Source organism: Agrobacterium sp. SORGH_AS 787 (assembly GCF_030819035.1).
GTDB classification, from domain to species: Bacteria; Pseudomonadota; Alphaproteobacteria; order Rhizobiales; family Rhizobiaceae; genus Agrobacterium; species Agrobacterium larrymoorei_B.
In genome coordinates this window covers 849,643-868,588 of sequence record NZ_JAUTBG010000002.1, presented here as the reverse complement: position 1 = coordinate 868,588, position 18,946 = coordinate 849,643, and the positions used below count along the sequence as shown (strand labels likewise).

The window sequence follows — 18,946 nt, the reverse complement described above, 5'->3', positions numbered from 1 at the left end:
TGCCGTGTACGTTAACAAAACGACGCCGGTGAAGGTCCTCCAGGGAGGGTTGATCCATGGCGAATCGATTAAATTCCCCGCGCCCCGCCAATTTGTCGTTTGCCACTTAAACTATTCATAATTCCGCGCCAATATCCGATTCGAATTTGGGAAAAATCACGATTTTTCTCCCTTTTATCGCTGAAACGCGCATATTTTTGGAAGAAAGAAGGCAAAATGGGCTACCGGAACAACCCAAAACGCGACAAACAGCTCGAAAAAGCGAAAAAGCTGGCGGAAGCCACCGGCAAGCCATTCATCGATCCCAATACACTTTTTAGTCGTGCCAGCACGGACGACATCGAGCACTATTCTGCGGAAATGTTGGCCTTAGCCGCGAGCCACAGCTTACGCGAACTTTCGCAGTGGAGGGCCGACCGCCCCCATATCGGTATCGCGCAGGTCGATGGAATTGCACCGCGCGACGTGCCGGTCTCCATCCTGACGATCGTCGGCCGCAACATGCCCTTCCTTTACGACTCGGTCATGGGCGAGGTCACCAGCAGCTACCGTAGCCTATATCTTGCGGTTCACCCCATCATGGTGGCGGATGCCAATGCCACCGGCGGCTACAGGCTGGCTGATCCGGAAACCGATGCACCGGAAAACAATATCAGCCTTATCCAGTTGCACATTGCCCCCGTCACGCCGCAGGCAGCCGATGCGCTGAAGGAGCGGCTTCGCTTCGTGCTCGCCCAGGTCCAGTCCGCCTATAGCGACTGGAAGCCGATGCTGGCCAAGCTCGATGAGGCGCTGAATGAGTTGAAGGAGCGCGGATCGTCGCGCCGAAAAGCGGATCGCACAGAGGCTTCCGAGTTTCTGGAATGGCTGCGCAAGGACAATTTCACCTTCCTTGGTATGCGTGACTACAGCTATTCCGGCAAGGGGAGTTCCGCCAGGATCGAGCGCGGGGATGGCATCGGTCTGGGGATCTTGAGCGATCCGGATGTGCGCGTGCTGCGTCTTGGCAAGGACGCGGTGATGACGACACCGGAAATCCTGGCGTTTCTGGATGGTCCGGATTTCCTCATCGTCACCAAGGCCAATGTCAAGTCGCTTGTCCACCGCCGCGCCTATATGGACTATATCGGCATCAAGCGGTTCGATGCCGACGGCAATGTCGTCGGTGAGCTGCGCATCGTCGGCCTCTTCACCGCCACGGCCTATACGCGATCGGTCCACGAAATCCCGCTTCTGCGTGCTAAGGCATCCGAGGTCGAAGAGCATTTCGGCTTCGACCCCAACAGCCATTCGGGACGCATTCTGCACAATACGCTGGAAGCCTATCCGCGTGATGACCTCTTCCAGATCGAAACCGATCTCCTGGTGCGCTACACAGAACAGATCATGGAGCTTGCCGATCGCCCGAGGGTGCGGGTGCTCGCGCGTATCGATCGCTTCGACCGCTTCGTCTCCGTCATCATCTATGTGCCGCGCGAGGAGTATAATTCCTATGTGCGAGAGAAAATCGGCGACTATCTCGCGCGCGTCTATGACGGTCACATCTCTGCCTATTATCCAGCTTTCCCGGAAGGCGCACTTGCGCGCGTCCACTTCATCGTCGGGCGCAGCAATGGCAAGACGCCGCGCATCGCGCAGGAAAAGCTGGAAGATGCCGTTAGCGAGATCGCCGCGCGCTGGATCGATCATTTTACGGCGCTTTCGGAACCTGGCGCTCCTCTGCTTGATGTCGATCAGGCCTATCAGGAGGCCTTTACCCCGGAAGAGGCCATCGGCGACATGGCCGATATTGTCGCGACCGCCACTGGCGAGCCGGTCCGCATCGAATTCTACCGGACTGCTGAGCAGGCGGAGAATATTCTCTCGCTGAAGATCTTCCACCGCGACGGCCATCTGCCGCTGTCGCGTCGCGTGCCGCTTCTCGAAAATCTCGGCTTCAGCGTCATCAGTGAACGGACCTTCGACATCGGCGTCGTCTCCGGCGAAAAGACCGATTTCATCGTGCTGCACGACATGGAGCTTCGGGTCCAGCCGGGTGTCACACTCGATCTTGCCGTCAACGGCCCGCGGCTTGAAGAGGCGTTTCTCGCGGCCTTTGATGGCACCGTCGACAATGACAATTTCAACCGCCTGATCGTTGCCGCCGGACTGACGGTGCGCGAGGTTTCCGTGTTGCGCGCCTATGCGCGCTATCTGCGCCAGACGGGCATCGTTTATTCGCAGGAGCATATCTCCGAGACGCTGTTCAAATATCCGGTCATTGCGCGCAGAATTTTCGAGTTTTTCGCCCATGGCTTCGATCCCAAGCTTGGCGAGAAACCGCGCCTGCGCAAACTCTCCGATCTGCATAAGGCAATCGAGGCCGATCTTTCCGGTGTGCCCAATCTCGATGAGGACAGGACACTTCGCCGCTACGTCAACGCCATCGATTCCACGCTACGCACCAACTACTTCCAGCGCAACGAGGACGGTTCGCCAAAGGCGATGCTGGCATTCAAATTCGATCCGAAGCTTCTGGATGGTCTGCCGGATCCGCGTCCCTTCCGCGAAATCTTCGTCTATGGCACGGAAGTTGAAGGCGTTCACCTACGCTTCGGCAAGGTGGCGCGCGGGGGCCTTCGCTGGTCGGATCGCGGCCAGGATTATCGCACTGAAGTGCTGGGTCTCGTCAAAGCCCAACAGGTGAAGAACGCCGTGATCGTGCCGGTCGGCGCCAAGGGCGGCTTCTATCCGAAGATGCTGCCGGTGGGTGGCAATCGCGATGAGATCTTCAACGCCGGCAAGGAAGCCTACAAGACCTATATCCGCACGCTGCTGTCCATCACCGACAATATCGTAGGCGATGATATTGTTGCGCCAGCGGACACGGTGCGGCTTGATGGCGACGACCCTTATTTCGTCGTGGCGGCCGACAAGGGTACGGCAACTTTTTCCGACACCGCCAACGGGCTTGCGCGCGAAGCGGGTTTCTGGCTCGATGATGCTTTTGCCTCCGGCGGGTCCGCCGGTTACGACCACAAGAAGATGGGCATCACTGCGCGCGGCGCCTGGGAAACGGTCAAGCGTCATTTCCGCGAAATGGATACCGATATCCAGACGACGCCATTCAAGGTCGTCGGCGTGGGCGATATGTCCGGCGACGTCTTCGGCAACGGCATGCTGCTGTCGGAAAAGATCGAACTGATCGCCGCCTTCGACCACCGCGATATCTTCATCGATCCGACCCCAAATATGGATGTCTCTTTCGCAGAGCGAAAGCGGATCTTCGAACTGCCGCGTTCCAGCTGGCAGGATTACGACCGCTCGACATTGTCGAAGGGCGCGATGATCATTTCGCGGGCGGAGAAATCCGTGACCCTGACGGCGGAAGCCGCTGCCGCAATCGGCATCGACAAGACCGTGGCAACGCCCTTTGAGATCATGACGGCTATCCTGAAAGCGCCCGTCGATCTCCTGTGGTTCGGCGGCATCGGCACCTATGTGAAGGCGGCGGTGGAAACCAATGCCGAGGTGGGGGACCGCGCCAATGATCCGATCCGCATCAACGCCACGGAAGTGCGCGCCAAGGTTATCGGCGAGGGGGCGAATCTCGGCATCACCCAGAAGGGCCGTATTGCCTATGCGCTGTCCGGCGGGCGCTGCAATTCGGATGCCATCGACAATTCCGCTGGGGTTAATTCCTCGGACGTCGAGGTCAATATCAAGATTGCGCTGGCATCCGCTGTGAATGACGGCCGTCTGACATTGCCGAAGCGCAACCAGTTGCTCGCCTCTATGACCTCGGAAGTGGCGCAACTGGTGCTGCGCAACAATTACCTCCAGTCTTTGGCAATCTCGCTTGTCGAGCGCAAGGGCAGCGGCAACCGCGAAGAGCTGGGCCGCTTAATGGCAGCACTGGAATCCTCCGGCCAGTTGAACCGCAAGGTGGAGACCCTACCGAACGACGCGGAGTTCAACGAACGCTATGCCGCTGGCAAGGCGCTGACCCGGCCTGAAATCGGCGTTCTGCTGTCCTACGCGAAGCTGACGCTGTTCGATACGCTGGTGGCTAGCACCCTGCCGGACGAACCCTATCTCCAGCATCTGCTGACGGATTACTTCCCCAGCAAGATGCAGAAGACCTATGCGGGGGATATTGCCAGCCATCGCCTGCATCGCGAAATCGTCGCCACGGCGCTTGCCAACCAAGTCGTCAATCGCGGCGGTCCGGGCTTCGTCCAGAAGCTGGTGGATGCAAGCGGTCTCCTTGCTCCAGCCGTCGTCAAGGCGGCGATGATCGTTGAGGATGGCTTCGGCCTGAAGCGGTTGTGGAACGAGATCGATGCGCTGGATGGTCAGATTTCCGGTGTCGTGCAGAACGATCTTTATGCCAGGGTCATGCAGATCTTTGGCGATGCGACACGACTCTATCTCCAGACGGCAGGTACCGTCACCGGCGCCATGCAGGATGAGGTCGAGAGGCTAAAAAGCGCGATCAAAACGCTGTCTCTGGCTGCGGCAAAATATCAGGAGGAGATCGGTCTTCCCGAGATCGGCGGCGTCTCGCCGGCGCTCGTCAGGGAGCTCGAGACACTGCGCCTTCTGGTCTACGTGCCGGAAATCATGCTGATTGCCGACCAGGCCAGCACGACATTGGCGCGTGCGGCGGAAAGCTATGCTGCCGTTTCAACGACCTTCCGCGTCGCAAGGCTTCTTGATGCCAGCCAGCGCGTCAGCCCGGCCGATCATTATGAAAGTCTTGCGCTGCTGCGCAGCCAGGACCAGATCGCCTCGTCACGCCGCCGCATCGTGGTTTCGGCGCTCACGGAACATGCGAAGGAGAAGAACCCGGTTCAAGCCTGGTATGCAGCCGACCGTGTGCGCGTCAATCGCATCGTCTCGGAACTTGCAGCGCTGAGCGATAGCGGCGAGACAAATCTCGCGCGGCTCACCGTTGCCGCAGGTCTGCTTTCGGATATAGTCCAGACCCGAAGCGTCTAACGTCTCATAATCACACGACCCGGCTGTTACACACCGGGTCGTCTGCGTGCGGAAAGGCAATCGAATGACTTCTTCTTCCCGCACGGGAGAACCGACAGTAGCTCTCCGACAACCGACGCCCCGAAAGTCGACGCAAAAGGCATATGGGGCTGGATGCTGTTCGACTGGGCAGCGCAGCCCTTCTTCACCGTCGTCACCACCTTCATCTTCGGCCCCTATTTCGTCGCCCGGCTGACGGATGATCCGGTCTCGGCGCAAACGCTCTGGAGCAATGTCGCGACCATCTCGTCCGTGGTCATTGCAATCTTTTCGCCCATCCTTGGATCGATTGCCGATCAGTCGGGGTCGCGAAAGCCCTGGATTGCGTTTTTTGCCGCCATCAAGATTATCTGTCTTGCGATGTTGTGGTTTGCCGCGCCCGGATCACCGGTGTTGTGGCCCGCCCTCTTCATGATCTTTGCCTCAATTGCGGCGGAATTCTCCATCGTCTTCAACGATTCTATGATGCCGCGTCTGACAAACCCGGAGAATGTCGGGCGAATCTCCAACACCGCCTGGGGGCTAGGCTATCTTGGCGGCATGATCGTCCTGATCTTCATCGTGCTCTTCATGGCCGCCAGTCCACAGACGGGGCTTACCATCATCGGCCTGCCGCCGCTTTTCGGGCTAAACCCGGCCACCGGCGAAGACGCCCGCATCACCGGACCGATCGCCGCGATCTGGTACTTCATCTTTATCCTGCCGATGTTCTTCTTCACGCCCGATGTGAAGAAGGGGCTGCCGCTTGGGCGGGCTGTGCGCTCGGGCTTGTCGGAGCTGAAATCGACGCTGAAGGAGTTGCGCCACCGTCCGCTCATCACACGCTTTCTGATCGCACGGATGCTCTATCAGGATGGCGTCAACGGGCTGCTCATCCTGGGCGGAGCCTTTGCCGCTGGCATGTTCGGCTGGGCGACGATGGAGATCGGCATTTACGGCATCATTCTCAACATTGTTGCCATTGGCGGCTGCTTTGCCGCTGGCAGGCTCGATCAGCGGCTCGGCTCGCGCACGATGATCATCATCAGCCTCATGCTTTTGCTTCTGGCGACGCTCGGCATCATCTCAACGGAAAAGACATCGACCCTGTTCGGATTGCTGCAATTCTCTCCTGAGGAAACCCATGGTCTCTTCAGCAGCGGGGCGGAAAAGGCCTATATCGTCTATGGCGTGCTGATCGGTCTTGCCTTCGGCCCGGTGCAGGCCTCGTCACGCTCCTATCTGGCGCGCAACATCACGATTGCCGAAGCGGGCCGCTATTTCGGCATCTACGCGCTCTCCGGGCGCGCCACCAGCTTCATGGCAACGCTCATGTTCTCCGTCGCAACCTATGCGACCGGCTCCGCCCATATCGGTATGGCGACGCTGATCCTCTTCCTCGGCGCCGGATTTATCCTGCTTCTGCGTGTTCCTTCTCGTCCAAACTGACACCGGCCTTCTCGAAGGTTCGCCGTGCCCTTCGCGCTTTTCATTATCAGGCCAAGTCATGTGGTTGGCCTCATCAGTGAGGCCGCGACCTGGCTTGAGATGTCTAGAACGCAGCCCAGACGAACCACAATTTTCAGTCCTTTGCGTACTGATTTTTAGAACGCCTAATTTGAATGCTTCGTAGATCCTCTAATGACAGTACTGTAGTGTCAAAAAAATATTTTAGATCAATATACTAGCAATAAGCGGCCTAGGTCTCGGTACACTTCCAGCCTAAAATTGAGTAATATTTAGGCGCTTATTTAGAACGCACAAACTTCTTGCGATACAGCAATTCCTGTGGAATGAAAAAGGGGCGAGTAGAAGCGGTCTGAGCCCAACGCTCTGGACATTGCTCGACGGATTTGTCTGTCGAGGATGATCATATGACCCAAGAAGAGACCTTTTCTCGCCCTCTGAACCTGAAAATTGAAGATCCCGATGTGGCCCTTAAAAGCCACAGGTGTCTTTCCTGCCTTACCGGTCCCCTTGCCGAAAAGCGCGCTTGCGCCCGTTTGACCTTGCTGTCGGAAGGCTTTCCCGAAGCACGGATCGCGTCCCTGTCGGCGTCCTTTAAAACAGAACACTAACCTGGAGAGAATGCTGATGATGTCTGTTCCTAAACTTGCTGCTGCCTTCGCCGCTTTCTGTCTCGGTGCGACCCCTGCGCTCAGCGCCGACAAGGTCGTTTTTCAGCTCGACTGGCTTCCGGGCGGGGACAAAGCGCCGATCTATGTCTGCATACACGAGGGCTTCTGTGAGAAAGCCGGACTCGACGTTTCGATTGCCTCCGGCCGCGGCTCGACGGAAGCCATCTCGCGACTTGCTGCAGGCACGTCGGATATCGGCGTTTCGGATATCGGCGCGCTGATGGCAGCCAAGGCAAAGGAGGGGGTTAAGGTTACGGCCGTCCTTTCCATCTTCAACAAAGGACCGCATGCCTTCTACGTTCTCAAGGATGGCCCGATCAAGAGCGTTGCGGATGTCAAAGGCAAGTCCATCGCCACATCGCCCTTCACGTCGTCCAACGTCTATCTGCCCCTGGTCCTGAAGGATCAGAATATCGCCGAAAGCGACGTTAAGCTGATCAAGGCCGATCCCGGCGCCCTCGGCCCGATGCTGATGACGGGCAATGTCGATGGCATCATTGCCTGGATGACGGATTTCACCCGATACAGCAACCAGGCGAAGGCTGCCGGTAAGGAGATCGTCGCGTTGCCATGGTCTTCCGCCGGACTGGAGCTTTATTCCGCCTCGCTGCTGGCAAATGACGAGTTTCTGACCAAGCGCCCCGACGTCGCTCGCCGCTTCGTCGATGCCTACAAGCAGTCGATCGAGTTCGCCAAGGCCAATCCGGAAAAGGCCGCAGCCGCCGTCGTCGCCATGGTTCCGGAGTTGAAGGCGGAGGATGTTGAAGGCTCTTTGAAGGACACGCTGCCGCTGATCTTCAACGAGGTCACGGAAAAGGACGGCCTCGGCGTGCTCAAGCCCGAGCGGCTTGCCGAGACGTGGAAGCGCGTTTCGACCGCCCAAGGTATCGATGCGGGCAAGCTCGATCCTGAGACTGCGGTCAGTCGCAAATTCATTGCCACGGAGTAAGGCAATGAGCCCAGCAGCCATCCGTTTCGACAAACTCGGGCAGGTCTTTCTCACCCGCACAGGCAAGACAGAAGCCCTCCGTGACATCAGTTTCGAGGTAGCTCGCCACGAGTTTCTAGCGATCCTGGGCCCTTCGGGCTGTGGCAAGTCGACCTTGCTGCGCATGATCGCCGGTCTTCTCACGCCAACCTCCGGTCAGGTCGAGGTGTTCGGGCTCAAGGTCACCGAGCCGCGCGACGATATCGGGATCGTGTTTCAGCGCCCGACGCTGTTGCCATGGGCGACGGTCGAGGACAACATTCTTTTCCCGGCGCGCCACAAACGCGGACGCGTGACGTCGGAGGAACGCGACCGGGCGGCGGAGCTGATTAGCATGGTCGGTCTCGACGGCTTCGCGAAACGCCTGCCGGACGAATTGTCCGGCGGCATGCAGCAAAGGGTGGGGATAGCCCGTGCGCTGTTGATGGACCCGGACATTCTGCTGATGGACGAGCCCTTTTCCGCGCTGGACGCGCTGACGCGTGAAGTCATGGGCTTCGATCTGCTCAAAATCTTCTCCGAGCGGCCGAAGACCGTTGTCTTCATCACCCATTCCGTCAGCGAGGCGGCTCTGCTCTCCGACCGTGTGCTGGTGATGACCGGCAGGCCGGGTACCGTGCTCACCGAAATTCCCGTTCCCGTGGCTCGCCCGCGCGGCCCGCAAACCGCTAACGACAAGGCTATCCATGACCTATCAGCCACTCTCCGCGATCTCCTTATCGGCCGAAAGGCCGCGTGACGTGCCAGGTTTCGGCAAAAGGATGTGGCTTGCGGTCCGTCGGGCCGTCAGCCTACCAGGCGTTCCCTTTCTGCTGACGATGATCGGCATCGTGCTGATCTGGGAGCTCGCCTGCCGGATGCTTGCCATCCCGTCCTACCTTTTGCCACGTCCCTCGGCGATTTTCGATGCCTTTCCGGCCATCGGCTTTAGCCGCTGGAGCCTGCATGTCTGGTCGACGCTGCGCGTGGCGCTGATCGGCTATCTTCTCTCCATCGTGATCGCCATTCCATTGGCGATCATTCTGATGCGTTCACCCATCCTCTCCAAAACGCTCTACCCGGTGCTGGTGGTCATCCAGTCGACGCCGGTGGTCGCCATCGCGCCGATCATCATCGTGGTGTTGGGTGCCGGTGATGCGCCGCGCATCGTGATCACCTGTCTCATCACCTTCTTCCCTTTGGTGGTCTCGACAGCGACGGGGCTTGCCGCGACACCACCTGAACTGATCGAACTGTCGCGAAGTCTCAGGGCGCCGAGTTTTCGAGAAATGACGCAAATCCGTCTGCCTTTCGCCGTGCCTTACATTTTCTCCGCGCTGAAGATTTCCATCACACTTGCCGTCATCGGTGCGGTGGTCGCGGAATTCTGCGCGTCGGAAGCGGGCGTGGGTTACTTCATCCAGTTCTCCACCTCGATGTTTAGATTGCCGGAAGCGTGGGCCGGACTTTTCGTGCTCGCCGTCCTCTCGCTCCTTCTGTTCCAGATCGTGCAGGCAACGCAGCGTCTCCTTTTTCCCTGGAGCCTGCCGAAGAAAGACTGAACCCCATCCCGGAGTAGAAGCAGTCGGGCGCGCCCGGACATTGCTCCTCAACCCAGCTCCCGCGGGAGCAAAGCATGGAGAAAAGACCATGATGAATGCAGCAAATTACAGTCTGGCCGAACTCAACAAGGAGACCACCATCGGCGGCGAGGGAACGACCGTCGAACGCGAAATCCCGGTTATCGATCTCTCCGACTTCGAAAACCGCAAACAGGAGATTGCCGATCAGCTCTGGACGGCGTCCGTCGAGATCGGTTTCTTCCAAGTCTATAATCACGGAATAGCGCAGGCTGATATCGATCTTGCCTTCGACACGGCCTGGCGCCTGTTTGCCTTGCCGCAGGAGATCAAGGCGCAATATCCGATGCCCAAGGGTGTCAATGCCGGCTGGGAGTTCAAAGCACAGGTACGGCCCTCCACCGGAACGCCGGACAACAAGGAAAGCTATCAGATTACCCGGCCCGAAATGACCAATCTGTGGCCAAGCGAGGAGGAGCTTCCGGGCTTCAAGGAGACCATGCTCCGCTTCGAAGCCCAGAACTGGCAGCTTGGCATGCGCATTCTGTCCTGCTTCGCGCTAAAGATGGGCTTTGCCGAGGATTTCTTTGCCAAGGCGCATGATCCGTCTTCCGATCAGTACCAGTCTACCCTGCGCCTCATCCACTATATGTCCATGGAGAATGCCAAGCCGGAAGACTTCCAGTTCTGGCGCGCGGGCGCCCATTCGGATTTCGATTGCTTGACGATCCTTCACCAGAAGGAAGGCGAGGGCGGTCTTCAGGTGTGCCCCGGCAAGGATGCCGCAGCCGGCCAGTGGACCGACGTGCCGCCGAGAAACGGTTACATCACCTGCAATATTGGCGACATGCTGATGCGCTGGTCGGATGACCAACTGCAATCGACGCTGCATCGCGTCCGAATGCCACGTCCGGGCGAATATCTCGGCCGCCGCTTGTCGCTCCCCTTCTTCTGCCAGGCGAACAAGGACGCTGTCATGGTGGGTCCGCTCGGCAAATATGAGCCGATCACCGCCGGGGAGTATCTCACCCGCCGTATCAACGCCAACTTCGCCAAGAAATGACGTTGATTGCGCCCAGCGGCAATGCCATCGTGGAGGGGGGCGCCTCGCGCTCCTCTTCAAACATGGGAACGCATATGCTGCATGGTCGCGCCTTGCGCTATATAGACGAGGTTGCCCGCCAAGGCTCGATCCGCAAGGCCGCAAAGAAGCTCAATGTCGCAGCGTCTGCCATCAATCGCTATATTCTCGACCTAGAGACAGAACTCGGCGCGCCGATTTTCGAGCGGCTGCCCAAGGGGCTGAAGCTCACCAGTTCCGGCGAGTTGCTGATCGCGCATATTCGCGACACGCTGAAAGCGCACGAGGCAATGCGAAACCAGATCAAGGCGTTGCGAGGGCTGTCACGTGGCGAGGTGACGGTCGCCACCATGGCGACGCTGGCTGCCGGAAGGCTCGCCGAGATCGTTGCCGCCTATCGCAGCGCAATCTCGCAAGTGAGCCTGCGCGTGATCGTCGGTGATCGGGACAGCGTTGTCGAACTGGTCGCATCCGGTCGAGCCGATCTCGCGCTGGCTTACAATCTTCCAGAGGATAGCCGCCTGCAACGTGTCGCCGAGTTTCGCCACAGGCTAGGCGTTGTGGTCTCTCCTCATCATCCCCTGGCGCTGCGCAAGACGCTGAAAATCTCCGACTGTCTTGCTTATCCGATGGTGCTTGCGGACAGGAGCCTGTCGCTGCGCGAACTGGTGGAGAACCTGGCGCCGGCGCGGGCGCAACTCGACCCGGTTGTCGAGACCAATTCGATGGAGCTGATGAAGCGGCTTGCCTATGTCGAACCGCATGTCACCTTCTTGAATCGCGTCGATGTGGATCGGGAGCTTGCTAATGGCGAGCTTGCCTTCATTCCTCTTGCTGGCGGGGGTGGCCTGCAGCGGCTCAACATTCTGCATCGGGCGCGTGGCTCGCTATCGCCCGCCGCGAGCCATTTCATCAATTTCGCCTCGGAACGTTTGAGGTTGCCCGAAGACGAGGGTGCTTGACGTATCACCAGCGGAACACCTTCGCGCGACACGCTATAGGATGTGAAAGTAACATCATGACAATAGAGAAGAGCACGGAAACTATCCCCGACCGGGCGGGTCTGGCCATAGGGAGACTGACCGGGAATGGTCGGGTGCATTTGCGCAATGCGCGGATCCCTGCGGCATTGATGGCAGCTCCAGGGCTTGAAGGAGGCGTCAGGGATCGGGACGGGGCGCTTCTGGTCGATCTCCTTGTGCAAGATGATGCGATCGCTGACATCGCTCCCGCTGGCGTTCTTGCCGTTGACGGTGCCGTTCACGTCATCGATCTTGCGGGCCGCCACGTCTGGCCGCTTCTTGTCGATGTTCATGCCCATCTCGACAAGGGACATATGGTGGATCGCGCGCCTGATTCCGGTGGAACCCATGCAGGCGCGCGCGCGGCAACGACGGCCGATCGTCTGGCGCACTGGAGCCATGAGGACGTGACAGCGCGCATGGAATTCGGGCTTGAGACTGCCTACGCCCATGGCGTTGCAGCCATTCGGACCCATCTCGACAGTCATGAGGGGCAGGCACATATCACCTGGGCCGCCTATCGACAGGCCGCTGAACGCTGGTCGTCACGCATTGCCTTGCAAGCCGTCGCGCTTGTTCCACTCGACATCTACGCCTCCGGTCATGGCCGCGATCTTGCCGATCTTGTGGCAGAGGGCGGCGGTCTCATAGGCGGGGTCACACGTGCCAGCGGCGGCACGCATGGCGGTCTGGACGACATGGAGGGACTGCTGGACATTCTCTTCAGGCTGGCAAGCGAGCGAGACCTCGACATCGACCTGCACGTGGATGAGGCAGCAACGGGGGATTCCCTTCCCGCGATTGCGCGCGCGACGATACGCTACGGATATGAGGGGCGGGTAACATGCGGCCATTGCTGTTCGCTGGCACTTCTTGAGGAGGAGACACTCGCCGAGCGTCTCGCGCTTCTGGCGCAGGCCGGCATCAGCATTGTGACGTTGCCGACCGTGAATATGTATCTGCAGGACCGCCAGCAGCTCAGAACCCCGCGGTGGCGAGGGGTAACGCCCGTCAAGGAACTGCGCGCCGCTGGCATTCGTGTCGCGGTCGCGGGCGATAACTGCCGCGACACGTTCTATGCCTATGGGGATCACGACATGCTCGACACCTGGAGGCAGGCGGTGAAGATCCTGCATCTCGATCACCCCTATGGTGACGCGGCAACGCTGGCCGCCGCCGTTCCCTCATCGATCATCGGGCAGGACGCCGGTCTGATCGCCATCGGCCGCAAGGCCGACCTGATGATCCTGAATGCCTGGACCATGAGCCAGGTTCTTGCCCGTCCGCAAAGTGACCGGTCGATCATTCGGCACGGCGCGAGCGCTGACGTGGCACTCCCATCTTACCAGCTGTTAGGCCGGGGATGAGTTTCCGCTTGTAGGCTGCCGACTGTCAGAGCTGATCGAGCTTGGTCTGAAGATTGCGCAGTTGCGCCTTCAGCTCATCGATCTCCGAGGCGTCGGGCTTGCGCTGTTCCTTCGGCGTCGATGCGGGCGCGGCAAAGGGCGTGAACATCTGCATCGTCTGCTTGAAGAGTTCCGTGTTGCGTTTGATCTGCTCTTCCATCAACTGGAAGGGCGCGGAAAAATTCTTCGTTAGAGACGGGTCGCCGAAAGCCTTGCCCATATGCTCCTGCATATGGCTCTGCTGCTCGGAGAATGCGTTCATCGAATGTTCGAGAAAGGTCGGCACGACCACCTGCATCTGGTCGCCGTAATAGGAGATCAACTGTCGAAGGAAGGCGGTCGGCAGAAGCGTGTTGCCGGTCTTGGCTTCCTGCTCGACGATGATCTGCGTCAGCACGGCATGGGTAATGTCTTCAGATGTCTTGGCGTCCTGAACCTTGAAGTCTTCGCCGCGCTTGACCATCTTCGCCAGGTCTTCCAGCGTCACATAGGTGCTTGTCCCGGTGTTATAGAGCCGCCGGTTGGCGTATTTCTTGATAACGGTCTCGCCGCCATGTCTTCCCATCCTCGCCTCCTCGCGATGCAGGTCTTGCTTGTTTTCCTAGATCATGTCGCACAAATGTGTGCAGCGGTTTGCGATAACGACATGCCACAAAACAAGGACATAAAGCGTGTGAGCGAATCTGAAAGATCGCGTTACGCTTTAGTGTTTTTTGCTCTTCCCATTCAAAAGAGTATGCTGAAACAAAGGCGTCTGACAAATGGTTTGTGCGATGCAGCAGTCACTTTCTTGCGCAGCAATTTTGCAGCATGCGGATGCTGCTCTGCAGCGTCCTTTCAAATCGACCTGGCTAAATTGACTTGCGCCCCAAGCTTTGACAGTCTCGCGGCAAAATTCGGGAGAAAACATCCATGCCTTCATCCTCCATCGTGATCGCGAGCGCCGCACGCACGCCAGTCGGCTCGTTCAATGGCAGCTTTGCGAATACTCCGGCGCACGAACTTGGCGCATCCGTCATCACTGCGGTTCTGGAACGGGCAGGTGTTGCGGCGGCGGATGTCGATGAAGCGATCCTTGGTCAGGTGCTGACCGCCGCCGAGGGGCAGAACCCGGCGCGCCAGGCCGCAATGAAGGCCGGCATTCCGCAGGAAGCAACCGCTTTCGGCATCAATCAGCTTTGTGGTTCTGGCCTGCGGGCTGTCGCGCTCGGCGCGCAACAGATCGCGTTGGGTGATGCGTCCATCGTCGTTGCGGGCGGACAGGAATCCATGTCCATGGCTCCACACGCGGCGCATTTGCGCGGCGGCGTGAAGATGGGCGATTTCAAGATGGTCGATACCATGTTGAAGGATGGCCTGATCGATGCGTTCCATGGCTATCATATGGGCATCACCGCAGAGAACATCGCCCGCCAGTGGCAGTTGTCTCGTGAAGAGCAGGACGAATATGCGGTGCGCTCGCAAAACCGCGCGGAGGCGGCGCAGGCAGCCGGGCGCTTCGAAGACGAGATCACACCCTTTGTCATCAAGGGCCGCAAGGGCGATGTGACCATCTCCGCCGACGAATATATCCGCGCAGGCGCGTCGCTGGAGGCGCTGACCAAGCTGCGCCCTGCCTTCGACAAGGAGGGTAGCGTGACGGCGGGCAACGCCTCTGGCCTTAATGACGGCGCTGCCGCTGTGCTGCTGATGACGGAAGAAGAGGCAGCCCGGCGCAATATCCAGCCGCTGGCGCGCATCGCGTCCTGGGCAACCGCCGGTGTCGATCCACAGATCATGGGGACCGGCCCGATCCCCGCCTCACGAAAGGCTCTGGCCAAGGCGGGCTGGTCGGTTGGCGATCTTGATCTGGTCGAGGCAAACGAAGCTTTTGCCGCGCAATCCTGCGCGGTGGTGCGCGATCTCGGTCTCGATCCGGAAATCGTCAACGTGAATGGCGGTGCGATTGCGATCGGTCATCCCATTGGCGCATCCGGTGCGCGTGTTCTGAACACACTTGTTTTCGAGATGAAGCGGCGCCGGGCAAGCAAGGGTCTCGTGACACTTTGCATCGGCGGCGGCATGGGTATTGCCATGTGCCTCGAAGGGCTGTGATCGGCCCAAATCATTGAAATGCCACGTTGGCCCATCTAAAGGGTTACTCAATGGAATCGAGGGCCTTGACGATGAGCCGGGTGGCGTTGGTAACGGGTGGAACAAGCGGTATCGGTGCTGCGATCGCGAAAGCGTTTCAGGCGGCAGGCTACAAGGTCGCGGTCAATTACGCTTTCACCGAGGATCGCGCCGAGGCATTTCGGCAGACGACCGGCATTCCGGCCTATCAATGGGACGTGCGCGATTACGATGCCTGCGTGGCGGGCGTGGCCGAGGTGGAACGGGCGCTCGGACCGATCGACATCCTTGTCAACAATGCCGGCATTACCCGCGACGCCATGTTCCACAAAATGACGCCGCAGCAATGGCGTGAGGTCGTCGATACCAACCTCAACGGCGTCTTCAATATGACGCATCCGATCTGGCCTGGCATGCGCGAGCGGGGCTTCGGTCGCATCATCACCATCTCCTCGATCAACGGCCAGAAGGGCCAGGCGGGGCAGGCGAATTATTCGGCATCCAAGGCGGGCGACATCGGGCTGACGAAGGCGCTGGCCCAGGAAGGCGCCTCGCGCAACATTACCGTCAACGCCATATGCCCCGGTTATATCGGCACGGAGATGGTGCGTGCCATTCCTGAGGCCGTTTTGAAGGAGCGGATCCTGCCGCATATCCCGGTGGGGCGATTGGGTGAGCCGGAAGAGATTGCACGGTGCGCCCTGTTCCTTGCCTCCGATGACGCAGGCTTCATCACTGGATCGACGCTGACGGCCAATGGCGGGCAGTATTTCGCCTGATAGGCATCAAAAATACGATCACAAATCCGTGATCGTGCGCTTGGGGCGTGGGCGGAGTGGCGCATGGCAATCCATACGCCTCTCATCAAGAATCCGCTAAATCGATGAAAACACGAAGTTTTTCGTCTAGTTTAGAAATCCTCTAAATATATCACTTGTCGAATTGTGCCATTGTTTTTCTTGACATCGAATGTCCTGTTTTGGTTTAACAGGGAAAACAACGTGTTGCGTCACGCAGGCAATGGATCATGCTGGTTTGTAGCTGCAATTACATCACCGACAACGACATTCGCGATGTCATCAACGAGCTTCTTGACGAAGACTGTTGGCAGCTCATCGTCCCGGCAAAAGTCTATCACGCCATGCAGAAGCGTGGTCGTTGCTGCGGCTGTTTCCCGACTGTCGTCGACCTGATCATCAAGACCACGGAAGAATATCATGCACGTCGGCACTCGACTGAGGCCGAAGTTTTTGATTTTATGTCCCGCCTGAAACAATTGCATGAAGACAACAGGAGAGCGGACATTGAAAGGCGACACAAGAGTCATCGAGCAGCTTAACGAGGCACTGTTCCTCGAACTCGGTGCAGTGAACCAGTACTGGCTTCACTACCGGCTGTTGAACGACTGGGGCTACACAAAGCTCGCCAAGAAAGAGCGCGCCGAGTCGATCGAAGAGATGCAGCACGCTGACAAGATCATCGATCGCATCATCTTCCTCGAAGGCCACCCGAACCTTCAGACCGTTGCACCTCTGCGCATCGGCCAGAACGTCAAGGAAGTGCTGGAAGCCGATCTCGCTGGCGAATACGACGCCCGCACGGCTTACAAGAAGTCCCGCGACATCTGTCACGATGCCGGCGACTATGTCTCGATGAAGCTGTTCGAACAGCTCCTCATCGACGAAGAAGGCCATATCGACTTCCTCGAAACGCAGCTCGATCTTCTCAACAAGATCGGCGAAGCCAAGTACGGTCAGCTTAACGCCGACTCGGCCGACTCTGCGGAATCCGAGTGATCCTTTCGGAATGAATCGAAAAAGGCGGCAGAGATGCCGCCTTTTTTATTACCGTTATTTCCCTGCGAGATGGCGGAACTGCTCGACCACCTGCTCATAGACCGACCGCTTGAACGGGACGATCAGCTCGGGCAGAGTGTCCATCGGCTTCCAGTCCCAGGCGTCGAACTCCGCCTCGTTGCTACCCGGCGGCGGGTTGATCTGGATTTCGCTTTCATCGCCATCGAAACGGAAGGCGAACCATTTCTGTGCCTGGCCGCGATATTTGCCGCGAAGTCCGATGCCGATGAGCTGCGGCGGCAGATCGTAATGGATCCAGTCGCGCGCTTCGGCCAGCAGCGTCACGGTCTTCATGCCGGTCTCTTCATATAGCTCGCGAATGGCAGCAGCGAGCGGCGCCTCGCCCTCGTCGATGCCACCCTGCGGCATCTGCCAGAGTTGAGGCGAGCCATCGAACTCAGAATTACCCTGCGAGATACGGCGTCCGGCCCAGACGAGGCCCTTATCGTTCAGAACCATGATACCGGCGCAGGGGCGGTAGGGCAGATCGTCTGCTTTGATCGACATTGTTGAACCTGGATGTTGATTGTTGGTGGAGCAGATTTACTGCTTGGAGTCTTGCGAGACAAGCGCCGAGACACCGACGATCTCGATGCCGCGCGCTGCCGCTTCGACCGACCATTTGGAGATTGCGGCAACGCTCTCATCGAAGGCGGACGCAACACCGATGGCGGAACCATTGCGCCGCGCAATCCGCTCCAGATCGTCCAGCTTGCGCAGAATGGCGGCGTCGTTCACCTGATCGTCCAGTTGCAGATCGGCGAAGCCCGTGGGCGTGGACACGGCCTTGGCGATGATGGCGGTGCGCGATTGCGCTGACGATCCGTCATCCAGAAACAGCAGGCCGCGCTGGCCGACATCGCGCAGCACAGGCTCAAGCGCCTTGTCATCGGCCATGAAGCGCGCACCGAGATAGTTCATCACGCCGGTATAGTTGGTGATCTTCGCCATGGACCGGTGAAGCCGCTCCAGATTGATCTTGGCCGGATCGGAGACCAAGAGCGTGTCAGGACCGGGATTGGTGCCGGGATAGCCAAAGGGCTCGAATGGGATCTGTAGCAGGATCTCATGGCCTTCACGACGGCCTTCCTGCATCCAGCGCTGCAAGCTATTGCCGGTCGCGGCAAAGCCGAGCGTGACTTCGGGCGGAAGCTCCCTGATCGCCTTCTGCGTGCCGGTCTGGCTTAGGCCCAGCCCACCCACCACGATGGCGATACGAGTACCGCGTGCGCCGGACCACGGCCTGGCATATTGATCCATTGGTTTCAGGCCGTCGGCGCTGATAATGGGAAGCCTGCCGAAGGGGCTCTCCTCCAACAGTTCCTCATTCGGTCGCATCGCCACCCGTGGGTCCTGCCCGACCGTCTGGCCGGTCATCAGCACGGGTGCGTTGTCATTGCGGTCTTTCGGCGAAAATACGGAGACGACATTGCCGTCCGACATGGTGTTGCGCTGGACATTGGCACCGGAACGCCCGCTTTGCAGGTCGACGGCTTTGTCTTCGTTCGTGGCTGCTGCCTGATCCTGCGGCGTTCCCGCCGGTCCTAGCGCCACGTCCGGCGCGGTGGAGCTTTTCGCCAGATTGCCGGGAGAAAGCGCCGTATAGAGGGACAATCCGGCCACACCGCCGCCAACGAGAACTGCAAGCAGCGTCAACACAGAAAAGCGCCGGAAAAACCCGACGCTCTGTTTACGCTTCCGACCCATGAGCGGCTTACGCAGGTCTGATGACAATGGTGTTTCCGTAGCTGATGCGTGATTGACGTCTGACCGGACATGGAGTGGC

The 18,946-nt window shown here is 58.9% G+C and carries 15 protein-coding genes; 12 read left to right on the top strand and 3 right to left on the bottom strand.

Annotated features, from left to right (window positions below; all coding sequences use genetic code 11):
* Positions 1 to 216 precede the first annotated feature (216 nt).
* From QE435_RS13550 to QE435_RS13515, 8 genes are all read left to right on the top strand, one after another.
* Complete coding sequence (locus tag QE435_RS13550; RefSeq protein ID WP_349041690.1) at positions 217 to 4,980, top strand: NAD-glutamate dehydrogenase; 4,764 nt, start codon at positions 217 to 219, stop codon at positions 4,978 to 4,980.
* 153 nt (positions 4,981 to 5,133) lie between these two features.
* Positions 5,134 to 6,447, top strand: coding sequence for an MFS transporter (locus QE435_RS13545; RefSeq protein ID WP_349041689.1), 1,314 nt, complete (start codon positions 5,134 to 5,136; stop codon positions 6,445 to 6,447).
* 648 nt (positions 6,448 to 7,095) lie between these two features.
* Entirely contained in the window at positions 7,096 to 8,085 is a 990-nt protein-coding gene (locus QE435_RS13540; RefSeq protein ID WP_349042857.1) for an ABC transporter substrate-binding protein, read from the top strand.
* A gap of 4 nt (positions 8,086 to 8,089) precedes the next feature.
* The gene (locus QE435_RS13535; RefSeq protein WP_349041688.1) at positions 8,090 to 8,863 is read left to right on the top strand and encodes an ABC transporter ATP-binding protein; all 774 of its coding nucleotides are present in this window, start codon (positions 8,090 to 8,092) and stop codon (positions 8,861 to 8,863) included.
* Positions 8,864 to 8,885: 22 nt separating this feature from the next.
* Positions 8,886 to 9,665, top strand: a complete 780-nt coding sequence (locus QE435_RS13530) for an ABC transporter permease (protein ID WP_349042856.1) — start codon at positions 8,886 to 8,888, stop codon at positions 9,663 to 9,665.
* A 91-nt stretch (positions 9,666 to 9,756) separates the two neighbouring features.
* Positions 9,757 to 10,746 carry a 2-oxoglutarate and iron-dependent oxygenase domain-containing protein gene (locus QE435_RS13525; protein WP_349042855.1) on the top strand — a complete coding sequence of 330 codons (990 nt, stop codon included), beginning with the start codon at positions 9,757 to 9,759 and terminating at the stop codon, positions 10,744 to 10,746.
* Positions 10,743 to 11,726, top strand: coding sequence for a LysR family transcriptional regulator (locus QE435_RS13520; protein ID WP_349041687.1), 984 nt, complete (start codon positions 10,743 to 10,745; stop codon positions 11,724 to 11,726). The genes QE435_RS13525 and QE435_RS13520 overlap by 4 nt, the downstream gene beginning before the upstream one ends.
* Positions 11,727 to 11,782: 56 nt before the next feature.
* Complete coding sequence (locus tag QE435_RS13515) at positions 11,783 to 13,153, top strand: cytosine deaminase (protein ID WP_349041686.1); 1,371 nt, start codon at positions 11,783 to 11,785, stop codon at positions 13,151 to 13,153.
* A 25-nt stretch (positions 13,154 to 13,178) separates the two neighbouring features.
* Here the strand turns inward: QE435_RS13515 and phaR are convergent, their stop codons facing one another.
* Positions 13,179 to 13,757: a polyhydroxyalkanoate synthesis repressor PhaR gene (gene phaR, locus QE435_RS13510; protein ID WP_349041685.1), complete on the bottom strand. Its 579-nt coding sequence runs from the start codon at positions 13,755 to 13,757 to the stop codon at positions 13,179 to 13,181.
* Between the two features lie 347 nt (positions 13,758 to 14,104).
* On the opposite strand from phaR, the gene QE435_RS13505 reads away from it, so the two are divergent.
* The 4 genes from QE435_RS13505 to bfr all read left to right on the top strand — a co-directional run bounded on the left by QE435_RS13505 (position 14,105) and on the right by bfr (position 17,100).
* Positions 14,105 to 15,286, top strand: a complete 1,182-nt coding sequence (locus QE435_RS13505) for an acetyl-CoA C-acetyltransferase (protein ID WP_349041684.1) — start codon at positions 14,105 to 14,107, stop codon at positions 15,284 to 15,286.
* Positions 15,287 to 15,357: 71 nt separating this feature from the next.
* Positions 15,358 to 16,083, top strand: a complete 726-nt coding sequence (gene phbB / locus QE435_RS13500; protein WP_306934935.1) for an acetoacetyl-CoA reductase — start codon at positions 15,358 to 15,360, stop codon at positions 16,081 to 16,083.
* A gap of 248 nt (positions 16,084 to 16,331) precedes the next feature.
* Positions 16,332 to 16,643, top strand: coding sequence for a (2Fe-2S)-binding protein (locus QE435_RS13495; protein ID WP_306934636.1), 312 nt, complete (start codon positions 16,332 to 16,334; stop codon positions 16,641 to 16,643).
* The gene (gene bfr, locus QE435_RS13490; RefSeq protein ID WP_306934635.1) at positions 16,609 to 17,100 is read left to right on the top strand and encodes a bacterioferritin; all 492 of its coding nucleotides are present in this window, start codon (positions 16,609 to 16,611) and stop codon (positions 17,098 to 17,100) included. Before QE435_RS13495 ends, bfr begins: the two co-directional genes overlap by 35 nt.
* A gap of 54 nt (positions 17,101 to 17,154) precedes the next feature.
* Here bfr and QE435_RS13485 read toward each other — a convergent pair whose 3' ends face one another.
* Together QE435_RS13485 and QE435_RS13480 are read right to left on the bottom strand one after the other, a co-directional pair.
* Positions 17,155 to 17,667, bottom strand: coding sequence for an RNA pyrophosphohydrolase (locus QE435_RS13485; RefSeq protein WP_306934634.1), 513 nt, complete (start codon positions 17,665 to 17,667; stop codon positions 17,155 to 17,157).
* 36 nt (positions 17,668 to 17,703) lie between these two features.
* Entirely contained in the window at positions 17,704 to 18,894 is a 1,191-nt protein-coding gene (locus QE435_RS13480) for a divergent polysaccharide deacetylase family protein (protein ID WP_349041683.1), read from the bottom strand.
* Positions 18,895 to 18,946 lie beyond the last annotated feature (52 nt).

Coding starts and splice junctions, on each gene's coding strand:
- QE435_RS13515 (WP_349041686.1), top strand. CDS start 11,783: ATGACAATAGAGAAGAGCACGGAAACTATCCCCGACCGGGCGGGTCTG.
- QE435_RS13520 (WP_349041687.1), top strand. CDS start 10,743: ATGACGTTGATTGCGCCCAGCGGCAATGCCATCGTGGAGGGGGGCGCC.
- QE435_RS13505 (WP_349041684.1), top strand. CDS start 14,105: ATGCCTTCATCCTCCATCGTGATCGCGAGCGCCGCACGCACGCCAGTC.
- QE435_RS13495 (WP_306934636.1), top strand. CDS start 16,332: ATGCTGGTTTGTAGCTGCAATTACATCACCGACAACGACATTCGCGAT.
- QE435_RS13530 (WP_349042856.1), top strand. CDS start 8,886: ATGTGGCTTGCGGTCCGTCGGGCCGTCAGCCTACCAGGCGTTCCCTTT.
- phbB (WP_306934935.1), top strand. CDS start 15,358: ATGAGCCGGGTGGCGTTGGTAACGGGTGGAACAAGCGGTATCGGTGCT.
- phaR (WP_349041685.1), bottom strand. CDS start 13,757: ATGGGAAGACATGGCGGCGAGACCGTTATCAAGAAATACGCCAACCGG.
- QE435_RS13485 (WP_306934634.1), bottom strand. CDS start 17,667: ATGTCGATCAAAGCAGACGATCTGCCCTACCGCCCCTGCGCCGGTATC.
- QE435_RS13535 (WP_349041688.1), top strand. CDS start 8,090: ATGAGCCCAGCAGCCATCCGTTTCGACAAACTCGGGCAGGTCTTTCTC.
- QE435_RS13525 (WP_349042855.1), top strand. CDS start 9,757: ATGAATGCAGCAAATTACAGTCTGGCCGAACTCAACAAGGAGACCACC.
- QE435_RS13550 (WP_349041690.1), top strand. CDS start 217: ATGGGCTACCGGAACAACCCAAAACGCGACAAACAGCTCGAAAAAGCG.
- QE435_RS13540 (WP_349042857.1), top strand. CDS start 7,096: ATGTCTGTTCCTAAACTTGCTGCTGCCTTCGCCGCTTTCTGTCTCGGT.
- QE435_RS13545 (WP_349041689.1), top strand. CDS start 5,134: ATGCTGTTCGACTGGGCAGCGCAGCCCTTCTTCACCGTCGTCACCACC.